This window comes from Cyanobium sp. Copco_Reservoir_LC18 (genome assembly GCF_009834675.1).
Classification (GTDB): Bacteria; Cyanobacteriota; Cyanobacteriia; order PCC-6307; family Cyanobiaceae; genus Cyanobium; species Cyanobium minutissimum.
Genome location: NZ_ASAC01000026.1, coordinates 126,157 through 145,266, shown reverse-complemented (window position 1 = coordinate 145,266; position 19,110 = coordinate 126,157). Strand labels below are relative to the sequence as shown.

The following is a 19,110-nucleotide window of genomic DNA, read 5'->3' as shown; positions in this document are numbered from 1 at the left end:
CCCCGCAGGGGACCCGGACGACAACGAAGGCCGTTAGAGCTCAGACGAGAGCGCTGATGGCGTAATCGATGTAGTTGTTGGCGATGACGCCGGCGTCGCCGGAGACGCCGTGGTTGGCCTTGATGTAGGTCAGGGCCTCGACGTACCAGGAGGGGGAGAGCTCGAAGGTGCGGTTGATCTCGTCGAGACCGGCCACGAGGTACTCATCCATGGGGCCGGTGCCACCGGCGACCAGGCAGTAGGTGACCATGCGGAGGTAGTAACCGATGTCACGGGCACACTTGGCCTTGCCGCGGGCGTCGGAGGCGTAGTTGCTCCCCTGCATCTGGGTGGTGTAGGGGAACTTGTTGTAGACGGCCTGGGCGGCGCCGTTCACCAGGGAGTCGGCGTTGGCGGTGAGGGCCTTGGCGGCTTCCAGGGCGTTCTTGGCGCGCTCGAAGCGGCCGAAGGCGGCGTTGAGCTCGGTGTTGGACAGGAAGCGGCCCTGGGAATCAGCGGCGGCGACGGCCTCGGTGAGGGGAGTCTTCATGGGGAGGTGGTTGGAGAGAAGGTGAACCGGAAGATGAGGCGGAGATCAGGCGACAGCAGCGGCTGCGCGATCGAAGTAGGTGCCGATTTCGGACATCAGGGAGGAGCAGTCGCCCTGGGTGATGCCGTTGCGGTCGTTGGCGATGCCGATGGCAGCGTCCTTCATCTTGCGGATGCCTTCAGCGACGGAAGCGCCGGGCACGCCGAGGGCGAGGTAAGTCTCGCGGAGGCCGTTGAGGCAGCGATCTTCCAGGACGGAGGCGTCACCGGTGAAGATGGCGTAGGTGACGTAGCGGAGAACGATCTCCATGTCGCGCAGGCAGGCAGCCATGCGGCGATGGGTGTAGGCGTTGCCGCCGGGAGCGATCAGGGCGGGCTGTTGGTCGAACAGATCGCGGGCCGCGTTGGTGACGATCTTGGAAGCGTTGGAGGTGATGCGGTTCACGGCATCCATGCGCTTGTTGCTCTCGGCAACCATCGACGCCAGGGCGTCGATCTGACCAGCGTTGAGGAATTCGCCGCGGGCATCAGCCTGAGCAACGACCTTGGTGAAGGCGTCGAACATTGAGTTAGCTCCTGTTCTCGACGTCGAACGTCGGGATTGGGTGGGTAAGGGGGTCGAGTCTGGAGCGTCAGTCCGGGGGGAGGCCTGGCTGACGTCGACTGCGTCGTTGCTTTCGATGATCGCCTGGCCAGGGCCGGGCATCGCTCCGAAAGACCTACCCATTGTTGGTGAAGGCGTCCGGTGGATGGGAGCGCCTTCATAAATGGTCACTACCGCCAGGATCCAAGCGGCCGCAGGCGTTCCGGCCGGCTGGGCGGCCGCTGGGGTTCAGCCTGGACGGTCGATCCCGCAGATGGGTGTAGGGCCCGCTGCCCTGGCCACCCGTCCGGCCCATGAAAAAGGGCCCCCTCGAAGGGGACCCACCGCAGCACCGGAGCGGGGCCCGGCTTCAGCCTTCCGCCTTCGCCTTGCCCTTGCGGGGGGCCGGCGCCTCGGAGCCACCGGTGCCGCCGCCGGTCACGGAGACACTCACGATCTTGCCGCCCATGGCATGGACCAGACGCATGGTCTCGTTCATGCGGGTGAACGGCACGTTCATGACCATGTCCGCGGTGCGGGAGTAGTCGTTGTTGTTGACGCCGGTGACGGTGAACGCCACCTGGCGGGAACTGTTGAGGCCGGTGCCTCGGGTGCCTGCGGAAACCTTCATGGATTCGGAGGGGTAGGGGGGAAAGGCTGAACGGAGGCCCGGCTCAGTTGACCGGGGTGATGCTGGCGATGCGGCCGCCTTCGCGCAGGATCTGCTGCTGGGTCTGCAGCAGCTTGTTGAAGGGGATGAAGCGCACCCGGTTGCTGCGCTTGTGCAGGCGGTAGTTGTTGAAGCCGGAGATCTCGACCCGGAAGGTGCGTCCCTCTTCACCGGCGCCCACACCCTGGCGGGTGATGCCGTCGGTGGTGACCTTGCGGAAGACGCTGCCCCTGGCGTTGGGGCTCACCACCGGCATGGGGGCCTCGGCATGCACCGAGGGGTTGAGGCGCGATTGGTTCTTGAGCAGATCGCCCCGCACCGAGGCGCCCACGCCCCGGGTGAGCTGCAGCATGTAGGAGAACTGCAGTCCCTGCTGGCCGGAGGAGTAGTCCCAGCCGTGCAGGTAGGGAACCACCTCCTCACCGAAACGGTTCTGGTACTCGGCGCTGTCGAGGTAGGAGTCGATCTCGGCGTCGTAGCCCTGCTCCTGCAGGATCGTGAAGTGGTGCAGCATCTCGGCCTTGTTCTGGGGAGCCCGGCCCAGGAGATGCTTGAAGTTCAGCTCGATGAAGCGGTAGGGGTTGGTGCTTTCGAAGAACTTGGCCTTGTACAGACCGCTCTTGGCCACCTGGCGCACGAACTCCCGCACGCTCAGGTAGCCGCGCTTGAAGAGGGACTCCGGACCCGTGAGCCGCTCGCTGGCCATGACGTACTGGTTGCCGAGCACCTGCTTGTAGACGGCGCGGATCAGGGCGGCCTTGTCGTTTTCGGTGGCGTTCGTCCAGTTTTCCTTGTTGCGGTCGCTGGAGAAACGCTCGATGCCCAGATAGGCAGCGTTGGCAAGTGTCATGAGCGTGGGTGCCGGGGGAGAGGCGTTGGAGAGAAGGTCAGTGGGCAGGGCGCATGGGCAGGGCGCAGGGCCGCTGCGGTTCGGCAGACGCCTTCAAGGACGGCTGCAGGACACGTCCCGATCATGGGCTGCAAGGCGGATCCTATGGGCCTGTCCGCTCGCCACGACAGGGTTTTCAGAATCGTTACAAACCCCCCGGCCGGGGACACCCCTGGCGGGCCGGCCCCACGCCGATACCATCCGGCCATCATCCCGGTGCCGTCATGGCTTCTGTTGTATCCCCATCCGAGGACTCCTCCCTGCGGTTGGCTGATCAGCTGCAGGTGTTGTCCCAGGTGACCGAAGCGCTCACCTACCGCCTGCTGGAGCTGGAGGAGCGCCTCGGGGGGCATGAGGATCGCATCGGGGCGCGGCTGGAGGAGGTGGCCGACCTGGAGGCCGCCCATGGGGCCGCCATGGACGAGCGGCTGGGCGACACCGAGGAGCGCCTGGCCAGGATCGAGGCGGCCCTGCGGGGTCTGGATCGCGGCGGCACCTCCCGCCATCTGCAGGCGGTGCATCCGCCGGCCTTCCAGCAGGAGGCACCGGCCTCCGTGGCGGTGGCGGAACCCTTCGACCTGGCCCCGGAGGAGGTCGATCCCTTTCTGGATGAGGGGGAGCAGCCCTTCATGGACGAGCTGATCGCCGGCTGAAGGGGCCCCTGGCCGCTCAGGCCTCCAGCCAGGCGGACGGGAGTTCGGCGCGGTAGTCGTCGGTGCGCTCGAACTCGAAGGGGCCCGCCAGGGATCCCCAGAGCTGCTCGTGGGTGGCCGGATCGTGGCCCCGGTCGATGGTGCGCATGCCCCGGGCATCGATCTCGAAGCTGCTCACCAGGTAAGCCACACTCCCCTTGCGCTCCACGAGGCAGCGGCAGCCAGGCTCCACCTCGCCGACGAACCCGTCACCCACCTCCCGCACCACGTAGGTGCAGCCCTCAAGGGGCATCAGGTCGGCGTCCCCGATGCTTCGGCGTCGCCCCTCATCCTCGATGGCGCCCCAGAAACGCTGCTCTTCGTGCAGGGCCTGGTTGTGGATGATCAGGGCGCCGTTGCGGCGCTCGGCGCGCAGCACCCGGATTCTGTAGGGCGTGCCGGGTGAGATGGCGTAGGACTGTTCCAGCAGCAGGGAGCCTGGCGCCAGCTGGGGCAGTGGCCGGAACTTGACCAGGATGTGGGCGTAGAGGGGCGGATTGTCGAAGGCCTGGCTCTGGTTGCTGAAGCCGCCGCTCAGGAGCTGGAGGAGGCGGGCGAGGGAGCTGCTCATGGGCGCCGGTTAAAGGTCGAGCAGGCGGATCCGGAAGGCCCCCACCTGGCGGGCCATGGCCGGATCGGCCTGGGCGAAGGGGTGGGCCGCCACCCGGCCGAGGATCGCCTCGAGCTTCTCGGTGCTGGAGAGCCCGTGGGAGGGATCCTCTCGACTGTGCTCCTGCCAGGCCTCATCGAACGCCTGGGCGAAGCTGTCGGCGTTGTTGAAGATCTGGCTGGAGGTCGAGGGCTGATGGGGCATGGTGATGGGCTGCAGAGCAGTCCGCACGCAATGCCAGGACCCAGATTTGAACTGGGGACACGGCGATTTTCAGTCGCCTGCTCTACCAACTGAGCTATCCCGGCCCGTCGCCGGAGCGACGCAGCGATCTTAGATCACGGACCGCTGGGGGACCGGGCCGTCCGGGTGCGCCCCCGGGGCGTGCGGGCCAGGCAGAGGAGTCCCACCACCTGCCAGCCGAGGCTTTCCAGGGCCGCTGCGGCGCTGCAGCCGGTGGCCCCGCTGGTGAGGATGTCGTCGACGACCAGGACCGGCCGCCCCAGGGCCTCGCCGAGGCGCGGCCCGCGGCGACAGCGGAAGGCTCCCTCCTGGTTGGCCAGGCGCAGGCTTCTGCCGAGGTGGTGCTGGCCCAGCACCGGCCGGGAGCGCTCCAGCAGATCGGCGCGGCGGTAGCCCAGCTGGCGGACGAGCTGGCGGCACACCAGCGCCGGCAGGGGATTCCCCCGCCGTTTCCAGCTCGGCACCGGCACCAGCAGCGGCCGCTGCCGCCACAACGGCAGCCCCTCCGCCAGCACCTGCACCAGGGCCCCCACCCTGGCGGGCTCCGGCCGCTGCCGCAGCCCGAGCAGCAACCGCCGCAGCTCGCCGTCGTAGGCCCCGGCGGCCCACCAGAGCAGGGGCTCGTTGCCCCTCAGGGCCCCGGCCGGCAGGGGCAGGCGCTGGCGGCAGTCCGGGCAGGGCATCCCGGGCTCATGACCCGGCGCTTGCAGGCCCTGGCAGAGGGGGCAGGGGGTGGCGGCGATCCAGCCGAACGGAAGCCGGCCCAGGCGTGTGAGGAGGGTCAGGGGTCCGGCGCCGCCGCTGGCGGCGCAGTCGCTGCTTCAAGCCTTCCCGGGGAGCGACCGCAGCATGGCCACCAGGGTGCGGTGGGCGTCCTCGCTGTCGGTGAGGGTGTGGTCGAAGGGCACCTCCACCCGGGTGCCGTCCACCTCCAGGCGCATCGCCTCGGGCCCCACGGCCAGCATTCGGGCCTGGCGGGCTTCGGTGCAGCCGCCGTAGTGGCGGGCGTAGGCCAGAACGGCCTCGGCGTGGTCGTCGTTCATGTGCTTGCAGATGCGGTCGCTCACGGCGGCGGTGAGGGGATCGGCGGCCATGGGTTCAGGTCGGTTGGGGGAATTCTGGTCTCAGGCGCCGGCAAACCGCTGCCAGAGCAGCAGACCCAGCCGCAGGCCGCTGAAGCCCACATAGCCGGCCAGCACGACGAACAGGGCCATGGCGAGGATCGATTGGAGACGTTCGTTCATGGCTGAGTTGGGGCGGATTCGGCCCCCATCCTGGAGCTGGCCCGTGCCAGCAGGGCCATGCCCAGGGCCGCCGTGCGTTTCGGTCGGTTCAGCACCGGAAGCCCCAGGGCGCGCGTCCGCAGGGCCCGCCACTGGCTGTTGCGGGCGCCGCCGCCGACGCTGATCACCCGCCGCAGGGCCGGGGCCCCCCGCTCCCGCAGCCGCCGCCAGCCCGCCACCTCGATGGCGGTCAGCCCCTCCAGCAGGGCCTGCAGATAGCGGGCATCACTGGCGGGCCTCGGCTCCAGGATCGGCTCCAGCGCCGGGTCGTCCACCGGGAAGCGCTCGCCCCGGCGGCTCAGGGGCCGCAGGGCCAGCCCCGTGGGACGGTCCGGCGTCATCTGGCGGCTCAGTTCGGCGATCTGGGCGTCGTCGAAGAAGCGGCGCAGGATGCCGGCGCCGGCGTTGGAGGCTCCCCCCGCCAGCCAGCGGCCGCCCACCCGGTGGTTGATGAGGCCGGGTCCGGCCAGGGGGGCGGCCACGAACTGCTTCAGCACCAGGGTGGTGCCCAGCACGGCGATGCCATCGCCCTCCTGGGGATCGGTGGCCAGCACCGCCGCATTGGCATCGGTGCTGCCGGCCACCACCTGGCAGTCCGCCGGCAGGCCCAGGCAGGCCGCCGCCTCCGCAGCCAGCGGGCCGAGGCGGCCGCCGCTGCGGCGGATCGTGGGCAGGGCCCCGGCACCCAGGCCTTCGGCCACCCCCGCGAGCCAGCGGCCCTGCGGCAGGTCCCAGCCCAGCCGCACATTGTTGCCCTCCTCGCCCCAGCGCCAGTCGTCCAGCAGCCAGCCCACCAGCCAGTCGGCCTGGTGACGCAGCAGCAGACCCTGGGCGAGGCCGGCCTCCCGGGCCAGGGCCAGCAGGCGCAGGCCCCGGGCCAGGCTGCCGCTGCTGCTGGCGGCCGGATGGTCGCCCCATGCCCCATTCTCCGCGGCCCCCGTCCCCGCCTCCGCGGCCAGCAGGGTGGCGATGGCCCCGGCCTGCTCCGGACAGGCCTGGTGGTAAGGCAGGGCGGCCGCCAGGGGCGGCGGCAGCAGGCGGCCCCCGGGCCCGCAGGCCAGCAGGGTGCCGGAGGTGCCATCGATGGCGAGGGCCGTCACGCGCCGGCGGATCTGCTCGGGCACGGCGGCCAGCAGCTGGATCAGGCCCTGCCTCCAGGCCTCCGGGTCCTCGAAACGGCCCGGGTACGGTGCCTGCAGTGCCAGCACCGGGGCGTCAGGCTCGCCACCGGCTTCTCCAGCGTCGGCCAGAACGGCCAGGCGCAGGCCGCTGCTGCCGAGGTCAACCCCCAGGTACAGCGCTGACACGGCTGGCCGTGGCCTGCTTGAGGGTGGCGGCGATGGCGGTCACGTCCTCCCAGGGGAGGTCGAGGTCCTTGCGGCCGAAGTGGCCGTAGGCGGCCACGTCCTGGTAGAAGCGTCCTCCCCGCTGCTGGGGCAGTTCCCGCAGGCCGAAGGCTTCGATGATGGCGCCGGGGCGCAGGTCGAAATGTTCCTGCACCAGGGCGGTGAGATCGGCGTTGCTGAGGGCGCCGGTGCCGAAGCTCTCCACCAGGATGCTCACGGGCCGGGCCACGCCGATGGCGTAGCTGAGCTGCACCTCGGCCTTGTGGGCGAGGCCGGAGGCCACCAGGGCCTTGGCCACATAGCGGGCGGCGTAGGCGGCGGAGCGGTCCACCTTGGTGGGATCCTTGCCGGAGAAGGCACCGCCGCCGTGGCGGGCATAACCGCCGTAGGTGTCGACGATGATCTTGCGGCCCGTCAGGCCGGCGTCGCCCTGGGGGCCGCCCACCACGAACTTGCCGGTGGGGTTGACGTAGAAGCGGGTGCTCTCCTTGGAGGGCTGGAGGGGCAGATCGGCCGTGGCGGGCAGCACCACATGCGTCCAGAGGTCGTCCTTGATGCGCTGCTGCACCGCTTTCTCGTCGCTGATCCCCTCCACTTCGGCGGTGTGCTGGGTGGAGATGAGAATCGTGTCGATCGCCACGGGGCGGTCGTCCTCATAGACCACGCTCACCTGGGTCTTGCCGTCGGGGAGCAGGTAGCCGAGGCTGCCGTCATGGCGCACCTGGGCCAGGCGCAGCGCCAGCCGGTGGGCCAGGCTGATGGGCAGCGGCATCAGCTCCGGGGTTTCGTCGCAGGCGTAGCCGAACATGATGCCCTGGTCGCCGGCGCCCACCTTGTCGAGGGGATCGCCGTCATGGTCGTCGGCCTCATCCACACCCTGGGCAATGTCCGGTGACTGCTGGTCGAGGGCGATCAGCACGGCACAGCTCCTGGCGTCGAAGCCGCCGGCGCGGGCGCCGCTGTAGCCGATCTTCTCGATCACGCCCCGCACCAGGGTGTTGAAGTCGACGCGGGCGTTGGTGGTGACTTCCCCCGTGATCAGGCAGAGGCCGGTGTTCACCACGGTCTCGCAGGCCACCCGGCTGGAGGGGTCCTGGGCCAGCAGCGCGTCGAGCACGGCGTCGCTGACCTGATCACAGATCTTGTCGGGGTGGCCTTCCGTCACCGATTCCGAGGTGAAGACGAAACGGCTCATAGGGGCAGGGGATCGGTCGATGGCTGAGCTTATTCCCGTGGGGCGACCATCCCAGTGGCGCTGGAGCCATTGGGGGGTACGGCGGCGTTCCCCGGCACGACGGCGAGCTCCCGCCAGTGGTCCAGCTGCAGGAAGGACCCGTCCAGCGCCACCGGCCGACGCCACCCCGCCCGGTAGCCCAGGACCACCGGCACCCCGGCGGCCCTCGCCATGCGCAGGTCGCTGTTGGCGTCGCCGATCAGGGCGCAGCCCTCCACGGCCACGCCCAGCTCCGCGCACAGGCCGTGGACGGCGGCGGGGCGGGTTTGCGCGGCTGATGCTCGGCGCTCCAGAGGGCCTGCACGTAGGCGGCCAGATCGTGGGCGGCCAGAAAGGCTTCGATGCCCTCCACGTGGTCGTTGCTGATCACGGCGCAGCGCACCCCCGCCTGGCGCAGGGCCTCCAGCAGGGACCGCAGGCCCGGGGTGGGGGCCGGCCGCTGCTCACTCCCCTGGCCGTGCAGGGCATCGGTGCGGGCGAACACCGCCTCGGCCGTGGCCAGGGCTTCGGGCCAGCCGAGGCCCACCTGGGCCAGGGCGGTGGCGGTGGCCACCAGGTTCTGGTCGCGGCTGGCCACCGCCATCGTGCCGGCCGGGTGAAGGCCTTCGGCGGACAGGCCATAGGCGCGATGCAGGAGGGCGCCCAGATCGCGGTGCCGCTCCGGGTCATGCTCGTCCAGGCCGGCCAGGGCCAGACAATGAAAGACCCTGGCCTGGGCCAGGGCCACGAGCATCGGCTCGCTGTGGCTCATGGTGCCGTCCTTGTCGAACAGCACTGCCTCCAGGGGGCGGTCCCCGCAGGGCAGCGGGGTGCCCCGCAGGGAAAGGTGAACCATCGTCAGCGGATCCGGCGCGACCTCATTCCAGGGAGACACCCATCGGCTCGTTGTCCTCGGCCTGCTCGAGCAGCATCTGCTTGTAGCGGGCGGCCATCTCCTCGGCCTTGTCGAACACCTTCTGGGGGTCGCTGAGCATGTCGCCCGGTTCGGGCTCGAGGGCCTTGGTGGACAGGGAGATGCGCCCCCGCTCGGCGTCGAGGTCGATGATCATCACCTTCATCTGATCGTTGACGTTGAGCACGGTGTGGGGGGTCTCGATGTGCTCGTGGCTGATCTCGGAGATGTGCAGCAGGCCGCTGACACCGCCGATGTCGATGAAGGCGCCGTAGGGCTTGATGCCCCGCACGGTGCCGAGCACCACCTCGCCCACCTCGAGGCGATTCATCTTGCGTTCCACCAGGGCACGGCGATGGCTGAGCACCAGCCGGTTGCGCTCCTCGTCCACCTCGAGGAACTTGAGGGGCAGGAAGTCGGCGACGAGTTCCTCCTTGGCCTTGCGGGTGCTGATGTGGCTGCCGGGGATGAAGCCCCGCAGGCCCTCCACCCGCACCAGGGCGCCGCCGCGGTTGGTGGCGAACACCTCGCTGTAGATCGTGGCGTCCTCCTTCTGCAGTTGCCGCACCCGTTCCCAGGCGCGCTGGTACTCGATGCGACGCACCGACAGGGTGAGCTGGCCGTCCTCGTTCTCCTCGCTGAGGATGAAGAACTCGCGCACCTCGCCGGGCTCGAGCACGTCGGAGAGGTGCTCCACCCGGTTGATCGACACCTCCTGAAGGGGCATGAAGGCGGCGGTCTTGGCGCCGATGTCGATCATCGCGCCCTTGGATTCCAGGGCGAAGACGGTGCCGTTGACGACGTCGCCGGGCTTGAAGTTGTAGTCGTACTTGCTGAGCAGGGCCGCGAACTCGTCCAGCGTGAAGCCCACACCGTCGCCGTCCCGTGCGCTGACACGGCTGCTGGAGTCGTCGGCGCTGGGCACCTCTTCCGGGATCGCCAGATCGAGATCGGCGCTGGCCTCCACGTCGGTGGGCTCCTCGCCGCTGATCGGCGCGAGGGCCTCGAGGGTGTCGGCTTCGGAAGAAGGAGTGAGGGTCATGGAGCTGGGGCGGTCTGCCGGCGGCAGTGCGAAGGAACGGAGTGGCTGCCCGCCTGCAGCGCACACCCGATCAATCACTCTATCAATGGACCGGCGGGCCGATCGGCTCGCGGGCCTGGGACAGGTTCAGCCCACCACCGCCAGCCGGTTCTTGGTCTTGGCGCGGCTGCCCAGCCCTTCGAGGGTGGCCACGAAATCGCTGACGCTCTGGAACTGGCGGTACACGGAGGCGAAGCGCACGTAGGCCACCTCGCTCATCTCCCGCAGGCGCTGCAGCACCAGCTCACCGATCTCGTTGCTGCTCACCTCCCGGCCGACCCGCTGCTGCAGCGCCAGTTCGATGTCGTCGACGACGGCCTCGAGCCGGGCCGGTTCCAGGCCCGTCTTCTCACAGGCGCGCAGCAGACCGTGCAGCAGTTTGCTGCGGTTGAAGGTTTCGCGGCTGCCGTTGCGCTTGACCACGGTGATCGGGACGGTCTCGACCCGTTCGTAGGTGGTGAAGCGAAAATCACAGTTGAGGCACTCCCTGCGCCGCCGCACGCTGCGCCCGGAATCGGCGGCCCTTGATTCCAGAACGCGGCTATCGGTGTGTTGGCAGGAGGGACATTGCATCCCCGGGCACGCGTCCAATTGTTGGGAGTGTAAACAGCTACGCGCACAAAGAGAAGGGGGTGCCTCCCTGTCGGGGGCGTAGCGCATGAAAAAACCCCCGGTTTCCCGGGGGCTCGGCATCAATCAGGCCAGATGGTCACTTGCCGATCTTCGGGGGGTCGCGGAAGGCGATCGCGAAAAACAGCGTGGAAATGGCCAGGGCCAGGATCAGGATGTAGGCGAAGCTCTCCATGGGAATCCTCGGGGGGACTGGCGGTCAGCTGAGGGTGGAACCGGCCGGGGGCACGTAGCCCTCGGGCAGGCGCCGGGTGGAACGGTCGCCCAGTTTGGCGAACAGACCGAACTCCACCTGCTCACCCAGATCGGGGTCGATCCCGGCGAAGACATCACGGTAGAGGGTGCGGGCACCGTGCCAGATGTGGCCGAAGAAGAAGAGCAGGGCGAAGCAGGCGTGGCCGAAGGTGAACCAGCCGCGGGGGGAGCTGCGGAAGGTGCCGTCGGAGTGGTAGGTCTCCCGGTCGAACTCGAAGGCCTCGCCGAGCTGGGCCTTGCGGGCCAGGCGCTTGACATCAGCCGGATCGGTGAAGGTCTGACCATTGAGGGCACCGCCGTAGACGGTGGCCGTCACACCCTGCTGCTCGAAGGAGTACTTCGCTTCAGCCCGACGGAACGGGATGTCGGCGCGGACGATGCCCTGCTCGTCCTGGAGCACCACCGGGAAGTTCTCGAAGAAGTTGGGCAGACGCCGGACCTCGAGGTCATGGCCTTCCTTGTCGGTGAAGGAGATGTGGCCGATCCAGGAGGTGGGCAGGCCGTCACCGTTGATCATCGGGCCCACGCGGAACAGACCACCCTTGGCGGGGCTGTTGCCGACGTAGTCGTAGAAGGCGAGCTTCTCGGGAATGGCCGCGTAGGCCTCTTCCTTGGTGGCGCCGTTGTCGAGGGCGGTCTGGACGCGACGGTTGATCTCCGTCTTGAAGTAACCCTGATCCCACTGGTAGCGGGTGGGGCCGAAGAGTTCCACCGGCGTGGCGGCCGAGCCGTACCACATGGTTCCGGCCACGATGAAGGCCGCGAAGAAGACCGCAGCGATGGCGCTGGCCAGCACCGTCTCGATGTTGCCCATGCGGAGAGCCTTGTACAGGCGCTCCGGCGGACGGGTGGTGATGTGGAAGATGCCGGCGATGATGCCGACGATGCCGGCGGCGATGTGGTGCGCCACGATCCCGCCCGGATTGAAGGGGTTGAAGCCCTCCGGTCCCCAGGCGGGCTGCACCGGTTCGAGGTGGCCCGTCAGGCTGTATGGATCGGAGATCCACATCCCTGGCCCGAAGACGCCGGTGAGGTGGAAGGCGCCGAAGCCGAAGCAGCCCAGGCCCGCCAGCAGCAGGTGGATGCCGAAGATCTTGGGCAGGTCGAGAGCCGGCTCCCCGGAGCGGGGGTCCTGCCAGATTTCGAGATCCCAGTAGGTCCAGTGCCAGATGGCGGCGAGGAAGAGGAGACCGCTGAAGATGATGTGGGCGGCGGCCACGCCCTCGAAGCTCCAGAAGCCGGGGTCGACGCCGGTTTCACCGGTGACGCTCCAGCCACCCCAGCTGCCCGTCACACCCAGGCGAGCCATGAAGGGCATGACGAACATGCCCTGGCGCCACATGGGGTTGAGGACCGGGTCGGAGGGGTCGAAGATCGCGAGCTCATAGAGCGCCATGGAGCCGGCCCAGCCGGCTACCAGGGCGGTGTGCATGAGGTGCACGGCCAGCAGTCGGCCCGGGTCGTTGATGACGACCGTGTGCACCCGGTACCAGGGCAATCCCATTGGGGGGTCAGGTCTGGGTTGACAGTTGCCGAAGCCGGTCGCCGGGGCGATGGCGGCTAAGGAGACGCTCGGTGATTACCGATCCGTGCTGGCGATGGTAAGGGTTGCGGGCAACGCCACGGGGCCCAGGTAACGGACCGCAACGGCGCGCCTCACAATGGGAGCCGTCCTGTTCCCCCGAGGCTTCCGCCATGCCCGTGATCCGGTTCGTGCGCGAGCAGCGTGACGTGGAGTGCTACCCGGGGGAGAACCTCCGCGAGGTCGCCCTGCGCGAAGGCATCGAGCTGTACGGCCTCAAGGGCCGGCTGGGCAACTGCGGGGGCTGCGGCCAGTGCATCACCTGCTTCGTGGAGGTGGTGGAGGGCGGGGCGGCCAACGCCCTCACGGAACAGACGGCGGTGGAACAGCTCAAGCTGAGACGGCGTCCCCAGACCTGGCGGCTGGCCTGCCAGGCCCTGGTGCAGAAATCGCTGATGGTGCTCACCAGGCCCCAGGTGGGACTCGCGGACCGGGAAGGCGACCTGGCCAGGGCCCTGGCCCAGCCCCTGCCGGAGGGGCCCACCGCCTGGCCCGTCCCACCCGCCGCCGAGGAGCCGGAGGAGGAGGCCGCCCCATCCGCAACGAGCGATGAAGGGGGCGTCCTTCCCGCCGATGGGCGGTGATACGTTCTCAGCACCTCACCAGCAGTCATGGAAACCAACGACCTCGGCTTCGTTGCCAGCCTCCTGTTCGTTCTGGTTCCCGCCGTCTTTCTGATCATTCTCTACATCCAGACGAACAGCCGCCAGGGGGGCTGAGTCGCCCTCAGCGCGCCCGCCCTTCCGGCTCCCGCACCAGCAGCACCGGAGCCGGAGCGTGCACCCGGATGTAGTCGCTGACCGAGCTGCCCAGAAGCTTGTCGAGGTCCACCAGGGCCCGGGCCACCAGCGGCCTGCGGTCCTGGGAGGCAATCACCACCAGGTCCGCCTTCGCCTCCTCGGCGGCGGCGCAGACCCCCCGGGCGATGTCGCCCGTGCGATGCAGGCCTTTCATCTCCACCCCGAAGCTGCGGGCCCGCTGGATCGCCTTCTGCAGCACGTCGTCCCCGGGGGTGCGCCCGCCCCTGGAGGGGGTGATGTCCTGGCGGGACACGTGCACGCCGGTGAGGCTGCCGCCGGGGATGCCCTGCACCAGCTCGCAGGCCAGCCGCAGGGCGTCGTCACCGACCCCGGTGCCGTCGATGGCCACCAGGACCCGGTTGATGGCCTTCACGTAGAGGTCGTCCCGCACCAGCAGCATGGGCCGGGTGGAGAGCTGGAAGACGTACTGGCTGGCGCTGTTGCCCAGGATCGACTGCAGCCGGCCCAGGCCCCGCGACCCCATCACGATCAGGTCGGCCTCCAGCTCATCGGCCACGTTCAGCACGGTCAGCTTGGCGTCGCCCTCCCGCACCAGGGTGTTGACTTCGCCGGGGCTGAGACCGAGCCGCTCGATCGCCTCCCTGATCAGCACCTCGGCCTGCTGGCGGTGGCTCTCCAGATCCAGGCCCCCCTGCTCGGGAATCACGTGCAGCAGGTTGATCCGGGCCTGACGGCAGGGGGGGATGTCCCGCAGGATGCGGACCATCTCCTCCACATGACCCTTGCCGGAATCGGCGATCAGCAGGTTGCGGAACACGGTCGTCAAAGAGGCTCTGAATCAGCCTATGGCTGATCCTGTTTCCGCACTCCCCTGTGGTGAAGACCGTGATGCAGCGCTCCGAAGCGGCCTGGTGGTGTCTGAACCGGCGGGTGCTGCCGCAGCACACCGACCACGCCGGCGTGATGTGGCACGGGGCCTACCTGGCCTGGCTGGAGGAGGCGCGCGTCGAGGCGCTGGCCCGGGCCGGCCTCCACTACAGCGACCTGTCGTCCCGGGGGCTGGAGCTGCCGGTGGTGGGCCTGCGCATCGACTACCGCCAGGCCCTGCTCCACGGTGACGCGGTCGCGATCCACAGCCGGGTGCTGCCGCGGCAGGGGGTCAAGCTTCCCTGGCAGAGCCGTTTCCTGCGCCCCGACGGGGGGGTGGCGGCCGAGGCCAGCGTCGACCTCGTGCTGGTGGATCTCGCCGGTGGGGGCTCCCGGCGACGGCTGCAGCGGCGGCTGCCAGCGGACCTGGAGCAGGCCCTGGCCATCCTGCGGGCAGGCCCGACAGGCACCGACATCCAGCCATAGTACACTTGTACTGCCGTTCAAGAGCTGGCGCCGGCCATGGGAGATCTGGTGCAGGGGATGTTCCCCCGCAGGGCCACCCCCACCTGGGACCGGCAGCAGCGCCTGTGGTGGCTGCTCTGGAGCCGCTGCCCGGGTCTCGGTTGGCAGCGCCTGCGGGCCCTCGAGGCGGCGTGCGGTGGTCTCGCCGCCGCATGGGGGGCCTCCACCGCCGAGCTGGCGGCGGTGCCGGGCCTGGGGGAAGGGCTGGTGGCCGCGGTGGAGCGCTTCCGCCGCCAGTGGGGGCCCAGGCCCCTGGAGTGCTTCGCGCCCCGCTGCCGGTTCGGCCGCGGCGTGCTCGTCCCCGGCGACCGGGGCTGGCCGGCGGGCCTGCGGCGGCTGCAGCGGCCGCCCCTGCAGCTGTGCTGGCAGGGGCGGGGCAGCCTCTGGCCGCACCTGGGCGATCGCCGCGCCGTGGCCGTGGTGGGCACCCGGCGTCCCTCCCTGCATGGCCTCTCGATGGCCCAGGCCATCGGCGCCGCCCTGGCCGAGGCGGGCTGGCCCGTTGTGAGTGGTCTGGCGGAGGGGATCGATGGGGCTGCCCATCAGGGGTGTCTGGAGGCCGGAGGAGCCCCGGTCGGGGTGCTGGGCACACCGCTGGGTCGCGCCTATCCCCTCCATCGCGCGCTGCTGCAGAGCCAGGTGGCCCGTCAGGGCCTGGTGGTGAGCGAGCTGGCGGAGGGCACCGCCGTGCGCCCCGGCAGCTTCGCCGCCCGCAACCGCCTGCTGGTGGCCATGGCGGCTGCGGTGGTGGTGGTGGAGTGTCCGGCCGTCAGTGGGGCGCTGCATTCGGCCGAGCTGGCCTGGCAGCTGGAGCTGCCCCTCTGGGTGGTGCCGGCCGATGCCGGCCGCGCCTCCGCCCTGGGCAGCAACCGGCTGCTGGCCCGGGGGGCCACGCCCCTGCTCCTCCCCGCCGACCTGATCGGCCAGCTGGGTCCCGGTCCCCTGGCCCGGTCTGGTCCCGGGTCGGGCCCGCCGGGGGATGCGGCGGCCGCCGGCGCGATGGCGGCCGAGGGGCTGCTGGCGGCGGTGGGTGGCGGCGCCAGCCTCGAGCAGCTGAGCCTGGCGCTCGATCGCCCCATGGCCGAGCTGATGCCCCGGCTGCTGGAGCTGGAGCTGGCCGGGCGGCTGCGGGCCGAGGCTGGCCTCTGCTGGCGTCCCTGCTGAGACTGACGCCCCTGATTAGGCTCCCCCCATGGTTTCCCAGGCCGGCACCGTCACGATCCCAGCCCCGATCCCCGCCGCCCCGCCGCCCGGGTCCGAGGCCCTGACGGTCACGGGATCGGAGCTGCTGGATTGGCGTCGCCGCCTGCTGGCCCGAGGCGGCGCCGCCTCCGACCTCGACTGGCTGCTGGATCTGGGCGGCGGGCTGGGCTGGAGCCGGCTGCAGTCGCTCTGGTGCCACCCGCAGGCCACGGTCCGGCTCGATCGCCCACTGCAGGCGCTCGAAGCCCTCTGGCGCCGCCACCGCCGCACCCATGAGCCCCTCCAGTATCTGGTGGGCCGTTGCCCCTGGCGCGACCTGGAACTGCCGGTGGCCCCCGGGGTGCTGATCCCCCGTCAGGAAACGGAGCTGCTGGTGGATCTGGCCCTGGAGCTGCGACGACAGGCCCCCCCCATCACCCGCTGGGCCGACCTGGGCACCGGCTCCGGCTGTCTGGCCATCGCCCTGGCCCGCAGCCTTCCTGCCAGCCGCGGCTTCGCCGTCGAGGTCAGCGCCGAGGCCCTCCCCCAGGCCAGGGCCAACCTCAGCCGCTGGGAGCTTCAGGGCCAGGTCTCGCTGCTGGCGGGCGACTGGTGGCAGCCGTTGCAGCCCTGGTGGGGCGGGCTGGAGCTGGTGCTGAGCAACCCCCCCTACATCCCCAGCGCCACCCTGGCCGGGCTGGAGCCGGTCGTGCGGGATCACGAACCCAGGCTGGCTCTCGACGGCGGCCCCGATGGGCTTCTGGCCATCCGGTCGATCGTGGCCGGTGCCCTGCAGGCCCTGGCCCCTGGCGGCCTGCTGCTGCTGGAGCACCACCACGACCAGAGCGAGGCGGTCGGCGAGCTGCTGCGGGCCGCCGGTCTGGAGCGCCCCGGGGTCCACCCCGACCTCGAGGGCCGGGCCCGTTTCGCCAGCGCCTGGAGGCCCGTGGCCCAATGAACGGTCCCGCCGATCTGGCCAGGCGTGTGGCGGCCGGGGAGGCCGTCCTGTTCCCCACCGACACCCTGCCGGCCCTGGCCTGCCGGCCGGAGGCGGCGTCCCTGATCTGGCGCCTCAAGCAGCGCCCCGCCGACAAGCCGCTGATCCTGATGGGGGCCGACCTGCCCCAGCTGATCGCGGTCCTCGCGGTGCCCTGGCAGGAGGCCTGGCTGGAGCAGGCCCGCTGCAGCTGGCCCGGGGCCGTCACCCTGGTGCTGCCGGTCACCGGCGCCCTCACCGACCATCTCCACCCCGGTGGCTCCAGCCTGGGCCTGCGCGTTCCGGCCTGCGAGCCGGCCCGGGAGCTGCTGCGCCTCAGCGGTCCGCTGGCCACCACCAGCGCCAACCTCTCCGGCCAGCCCCCGGCCACCTCAGCGGCGGAGGCCGCCTGCCAGTTCCCCGGGCTGGCCCTGCTGGAGCCCCTGCCCTGGCCTGCGGGGTCGGGGCAGGCCAGCACCGTCCTGGCCTGGCGGGGGGAGGAGCGCAGCGACGACCCCTGGGCGGTGCTCCGCGCCGGAGCACCGCCGGCGCCCGGAGCGGGAGGGGCCTGATGCTGCCGCTGCTGCTGGTGGTGGTGCTGGGGGTGTCCCTCTGCCACTGGCTGCTGGTGCCCTTGGTCCATCTGGCCACGCCCGTGTTCGAGCTGGCTTGGCTGGGGTGGCTGCTGCTGGCCCTCAGTCTCTGGCTGTTCGCCGGCGTCTGATGGCCCCCTGCTGACGCGCCGCCTGCCCGCCGGCCGCCGGGGGCCGGCCGGCACCTAGCCTCCCAACCGACTCCCCGGCACCGCCCCTGCCCGCGGCCGTTCCCCTGTCCAGCGCCGATGGAGGCGTGCCCGACGCCCCATGACCCTTCCCCCCGCCGGTGATCCCGGCCTGGCCGCCTTCGGCTCCAGCCTCACGGCCATCACCCTGGCCGAGCTGGGCGACAAGACCTTCTTCATGGCCCTGATCCTGGCGGCCCGCCATCGCCCCCGCTGGGTGTTCCTGGGGGCCTTCGCCGCCCTCACTCTGGTCACCCTGCTGTCCCTGGGCATGGGATTCGGCCTCAGGGAGTGGCTGCCCCAGGCCGTGGTTCCGTGGCTGGCGGCGGTCCTGTTCCTGGGATTCGGTGTGAAGCTCCTGGTCGACGCCTCCCGTCTTCCGGCCGATGCCGCGACGGAGGAGGCCAGCGAGGCCGAGGCGGCCATCGAGGCCGCCGAAAGCGACGGCAGTGTCCGGGGGCCGGGCGCCGTGATCTGGGAAGCCTTCGTGCTCGTGTTCCTGGCCGAGCTCGGGGATCGCACCCAGTTCGCCACCATCTTCCTGGCGGCGGCCCCGGCCTTCAGCTTCGCCGGTCTGCTGGCCGGCACGCTGCTGGGCCACGCCCTGGTCACCTGGCTGGCGGTGGGAGCGGGCCAGTGGATCGGCGGCCGGATCAGCGAGAAGGTCCTCTATCGCCTCAGCGGCGGCCTGTTCCTGGCCTTCGGCCTCCTGTCGATCCGGCAGGCGATCGGCTGAGTCCCCTCAGCGGGACGCCGGTTGCTGCAGGTCCCAGCGGAACAGACCCCGCAGGGTGGGCTGCTGGAACGGGCCCTCCTCCATCGTCGGGGTGAAATCCACCCTTTCGTTGACGGGAACGGTCAGGGGACGCTCCGGTGGACCGACGGACGGCAGCCCCTGGCCCCCGGCTCCGGGTGATGGTCCGCCGGGATCCCCGTAACGGGTGCGGATGCCGGGGCGGCCCAGGATCTCGGCACCGGAGCGGGCCGGTGACACCGGTGACACCGGCGGCAGCGGCGGTGGCGGGCCCGGGGGGGCCTGGGCCAGGGCCCCTGGCAGGGTGATCAGCCCTGCCACCAGCCAGGTGGGGCACGCCATGGCCTCCCGTGCGCTGTGCTGGGCCGATGGTAAGGGCGGCGGCTGCAGCCTTCCCCTGGCAAGCCGGCTAACGGATTTGAACCGATGGCCTTCGCTTTACAAAAGCGCTGCTCTACCACTGAGCTAAGCCGGCATGGGCCCCCGGGCCCTGGCCCAGCCTATCCCTGGGCCAGGGCCCAGAGCAGGAGCTGGGTGCGGCTGCGGCAGCCGGTCTTGGCCAGCAGATGGGAGACGTGGCACTCCACGGTGCGCGGACTCAGCACCAGCTGGGCGGCGATGTGGCGGTTGCTGTCGCCCCGGCGCAGCAGGTCGAGCACCCGCTGCTCAGCCGGGGTGATGCCCACAGGAAAGGGGTCCGTCATGCCGTGCCATCGCGTTGCTGTTTCCAGGGTTCCCCTGGCAGG

28 protein-coding genes and 2 tRNA genes are annotated in these 19,110 nt (G+C 70.5%); 9 read left to right on the top strand and 21 right to left on the bottom strand.

What is annotated here, in order from left to right:
* Positions 1 to 40: 40 nt before the first annotated feature.
* The 4 genes from cpcA to L107_RS15075 all read right to left on the bottom strand — a co-directional run bounded on the left by cpcA (position 41) and on the right by L107_RS15075 (position 2,631).
* Positions 41 to 529, bottom strand: a complete 489-nt coding sequence (gene cpcA, locus L107_RS15090) for a phycocyanin subunit alpha (protein ID WP_015109240.1) — start codon at positions 527 to 529, stop codon at positions 41 to 43.
* A 45-nt stretch (positions 530 to 574) separates the two neighbouring features.
* On the bottom strand, positions 575 to 1,093 hold the full coding sequence (locus tag L107_RS15085) for a phycocyanin subunit beta (RefSeq protein WP_106221918.1): 519 nt from the start codon (positions 1,091 to 1,093) through the stop codon (positions 575 to 577).
* A gap of 388 nt (positions 1,094 to 1,481) precedes the next feature.
* Positions 1,482 to 1,742 carry a phycobilisome linker polypeptide gene (locus L107_RS15080; RefSeq protein WP_106221922.1) on the bottom strand — a complete coding sequence of 87 codons (261 nt, stop codon included), beginning with the start codon at positions 1,740 to 1,742 and terminating at the stop codon, positions 1,482 to 1,484.
* Positions 1,743 to 1,785: 43 nt separating this feature from the next.
* A complete protein-coding gene (locus L107_RS15075; RefSeq protein WP_159820161.1) occupies positions 1,786 to 2,631 on the bottom strand; it encodes a phycobilisome rod-core linker polypeptide in 846 nt (281 codons plus the stop codon).
* Positions 2,632 to 2,894: 263 nt separating this feature from the next.
* Between L107_RS15075 and L107_RS15070 the strand changes: the two genes are divergently transcribed.
* Positions 2,895 to 3,323, top strand: a complete 429-nt coding sequence (locus L107_RS15070; protein ID WP_159820159.1) for a hypothetical protein — start codon at positions 2,895 to 2,897, stop codon at positions 3,321 to 3,323.
* Between the two features lie 16 nt (positions 3,324 to 3,339).
* On the opposite strand, the gene L107_RS15065 is transcribed toward L107_RS15070, so the two are convergent.
* The 13 genes from L107_RS15065 to psbB form a co-directional block, all read right to left on the bottom strand.
* Positions 3,340 to 3,933 carry a chromophore lyase CpcT/CpeT gene (locus L107_RS15065; protein ID WP_159820157.1) on the bottom strand — a complete coding sequence of 198 codons (594 nt, stop codon included), beginning with the start codon at positions 3,931 to 3,933 and terminating at the stop codon, positions 3,340 to 3,342.
* Positions 3,934 to 3,942: 9 nt separating this feature from the next.
* Positions 3,943 to 4,176, bottom strand: a complete 234-nt coding sequence (locus L107_RS15060; protein ID WP_106221930.1) for a hypothetical protein — start codon at positions 4,174 to 4,176, stop codon at positions 3,943 to 3,945.
* A 31-nt stretch (positions 4,177 to 4,207) separates the two neighbouring features.
* A tRNA-Phe gene (locus tag L107_RS15055) sits at positions 4,208 to 4,280 on the bottom strand.
* 30 nt (positions 4,281 to 4,310) lie between these two features.
* Positions 4,311 to 4,898 carry a ComF family protein gene (locus tag L107_RS15050; protein WP_159820155.1) on the bottom strand — a complete coding sequence of 196 codons (588 nt, stop codon included), beginning with the start codon at positions 4,896 to 4,898 and terminating at the stop codon, positions 4,311 to 4,313.
* 138 nt (positions 4,899 to 5,036) lie between these two features.
* Positions 5,037 to 5,309 carry a DUF2470 domain-containing protein gene (locus L107_RS15045; protein ID WP_159820153.1) on the bottom strand — a complete coding sequence of 91 codons (273 nt, stop codon included), beginning with the start codon at positions 5,307 to 5,309 and terminating at the stop codon, positions 5,037 to 5,039.
* Between the two features lie 146 nt (positions 5,310 to 5,455).
* Complete coding sequence (locus L107_RS15040) at positions 5,456 to 6,805, bottom strand: FGGY-family carbohydrate kinase (protein ID WP_159820151.1); 1,350 nt, start codon at positions 6,803 to 6,805, stop codon at positions 5,456 to 5,458.
* Entirely contained in the window at positions 6,780 to 8,039 is a 1,260-nt protein-coding gene (metK, locus tag L107_RS15035) for a methionine adenosyltransferase (RefSeq protein ID WP_159820149.1), read from the bottom strand. The genes L107_RS15040 and metK overlap by 26 nt, the downstream gene beginning before the upstream one ends.
* A 29-nt stretch (positions 8,040 to 8,068) precedes the next feature.
* Positions 8,069 to 8,302 (bottom strand): hypothetical protein, encoded by a 234-nt coding sequence (locus tag L107_RS17065; RefSeq protein ID WP_370515503.1) that lies wholly within the window; start codon positions 8,300 to 8,302, stop codon positions 8,069 to 8,071.
* The gene (locus tag L107_RS15030) at positions 8,278 to 8,913 is read right to left on the bottom strand and encodes an HAD family hydrolase (protein WP_370515502.1); all 636 of its coding nucleotides are present in this window, start codon (positions 8,911 to 8,913) and stop codon (positions 8,278 to 8,280) included. The genes L107_RS17065 and L107_RS15030 overlap by 25 nt, the downstream gene beginning before the upstream one ends.
* A 22-nt stretch (positions 8,914 to 8,935) precedes the next feature.
* A complete protein-coding gene (locus L107_RS15025) occupies positions 8,936 to 10,012 on the bottom strand; it encodes a 30S ribosomal protein S1 (RefSeq protein ID WP_159820147.1) in 1,077 nt (358 codons plus the stop codon).
* Between the two features lie 126 nt (positions 10,013 to 10,138).
* The gene (nrdR, locus tag L107_RS15020) at positions 10,139 to 10,624 is read right to left on the bottom strand and encodes a transcriptional regulator NrdR (protein WP_106221944.1); all 486 of its coding nucleotides are present in this window, start codon (positions 10,622 to 10,624) and stop codon (positions 10,139 to 10,141) included.
* Between the two features lie 136 nt (positions 10,625 to 10,760).
* Positions 10,761 to 10,856 (bottom strand): photosystem II reaction center protein T, encoded by a 96-nt coding sequence (locus tag L107_RS15015; RefSeq protein ID WP_010314684.1) that lies wholly within the window; start codon positions 10,854 to 10,856, stop codon positions 10,761 to 10,763.
* A 24-nt stretch (positions 10,857 to 10,880) separates the two neighbouring features.
* Positions 10,881 to 12,440 carry a photosystem II chlorophyll-binding protein CP47 gene (psbB, locus tag L107_RS15010; RefSeq protein WP_159820145.1) on the bottom strand — a complete coding sequence of 520 codons (1,560 nt, stop codon included), beginning with the start codon at positions 12,438 to 12,440 and terminating at the stop codon, positions 10,881 to 10,883.
* A 191-nt stretch (positions 12,441 to 12,631) separates the two neighbouring features.
* On the opposite strand from psbB, the gene L107_RS15005 reads away from it, so the two are divergent.
* Both L107_RS15005 and psbM read left to right on the top strand, forming a co-directional pair.
* Positions 12,632 to 13,102, top strand: a complete 471-nt coding sequence (locus L107_RS15005) for a 2Fe-2S iron-sulfur cluster-binding protein (protein ID WP_159820143.1) — start codon at positions 12,632 to 12,634, stop codon at positions 13,100 to 13,102.
* 27 nt (positions 13,103 to 13,129) lie between these two features.
* Positions 13,130 to 13,237, top strand: coding sequence for a photosystem II reaction center protein PsbM (gene psbM / locus L107_RS15000; RefSeq protein WP_015109223.1), 108 nt, complete (start codon positions 13,130 to 13,132; stop codon positions 13,235 to 13,237).
* A gap of 7 nt (positions 13,238 to 13,244) precedes the next feature.
* On the opposite strand, the gene L107_RS14995 is transcribed toward psbM, so the two are convergent.
* Positions 13,245 to 14,096, bottom strand: a complete 852-nt coding sequence (locus tag L107_RS14995; protein ID WP_159820518.1) for a universal stress protein — start codon at positions 14,094 to 14,096, stop codon at positions 13,245 to 13,247.
* Positions 14,097 to 14,167: 71 nt separating this feature from the next.
* Here L107_RS14995 and L107_RS14990 point away from each other — a divergent pair, with 71 nt between their 5' ends.
* The 6 genes from L107_RS14990 (at position 14,168) to L107_RS14965 (ending at position 18,346) form a co-directional block, all read left to right on the top strand.
* Complete coding sequence (locus tag L107_RS14990) at positions 14,168 to 14,632, top strand: acyl-CoA thioesterase (protein WP_159820516.1); 465 nt, start codon at positions 14,168 to 14,170, stop codon at positions 14,630 to 14,632.
* Positions 14,633 to 14,689: 57 nt separating this feature from the next.
* Positions 14,690 to 15,835: a DNA-processing protein DprA gene (locus L107_RS14985; protein ID WP_236550721.1), complete on the top strand. Its 1,146-nt coding sequence runs from the start codon at positions 14,690 to 14,692 to the stop codon at positions 15,833 to 15,835.
* 28 nt (positions 15,836 to 15,863) lie between these two features.
* Complete coding sequence (gene prmC / locus L107_RS14980; protein ID WP_159820139.1) at positions 15,864 to 16,811, top strand: peptide chain release factor N(5)-glutamine methyltransferase; 948 nt, start codon at positions 15,864 to 15,866, stop codon at positions 16,809 to 16,811.
* Positions 16,808 to 17,401, top strand: a complete 594-nt coding sequence (locus L107_RS14975) for an L-threonylcarbamoyladenylate synthase (protein WP_159820137.1) — start codon at positions 16,808 to 16,810, stop codon at positions 17,399 to 17,401. The genes prmC and L107_RS14975 overlap by 4 nt, the downstream gene beginning before the upstream one ends.
* Positions 17,401 to 17,553, top strand: a complete 153-nt coding sequence (locus L107_RS14970) for a hypothetical protein (protein WP_159820135.1) — start codon at positions 17,401 to 17,403, stop codon at positions 17,551 to 17,553. The genes L107_RS14975 and L107_RS14970 overlap by 1 nt, the downstream gene beginning before the upstream one ends.
* A gap of 139 nt (positions 17,554 to 17,692) precedes the next feature.
* Positions 17,693 to 18,346, top strand: a complete 654-nt coding sequence (locus L107_RS14965; protein WP_159820133.1) for a TMEM165/GDT1 family protein — start codon at positions 17,693 to 17,695, stop codon at positions 18,344 to 18,346.
* Between the two features lie 6 nt (positions 18,347 to 18,352).
* Here the strand turns inward: L107_RS14965 and L107_RS14960 are convergent, their stop codons facing one another.
* The 3 genes from L107_RS14960 to L107_RS14950 form a co-directional block, all read right to left on the bottom strand.
* Positions 18,353 to 18,706 (bottom strand): hypothetical protein, encoded by a 354-nt coding sequence (locus L107_RS14960; protein WP_159820131.1) that lies wholly within the window; start codon positions 18,704 to 18,706, stop codon positions 18,353 to 18,355.
* Positions 18,707 to 18,767: 61 nt separating this feature from the next.
* A tRNA-Thr gene (locus tag L107_RS14955) sits at positions 18,768 to 18,839 on the bottom strand.
* 25 nt (positions 18,840 to 18,864) lie between these two features.
* On the bottom strand, positions 18,865 to 19,068 hold the full coding sequence (locus tag L107_RS14950; RefSeq protein WP_159820129.1) for a response regulator transcription factor: 204 nt from the start codon (positions 19,066 to 19,068) through the stop codon (positions 18,865 to 18,867).
* Positions 19,069 to 19,110 lie beyond the last annotated feature (42 nt).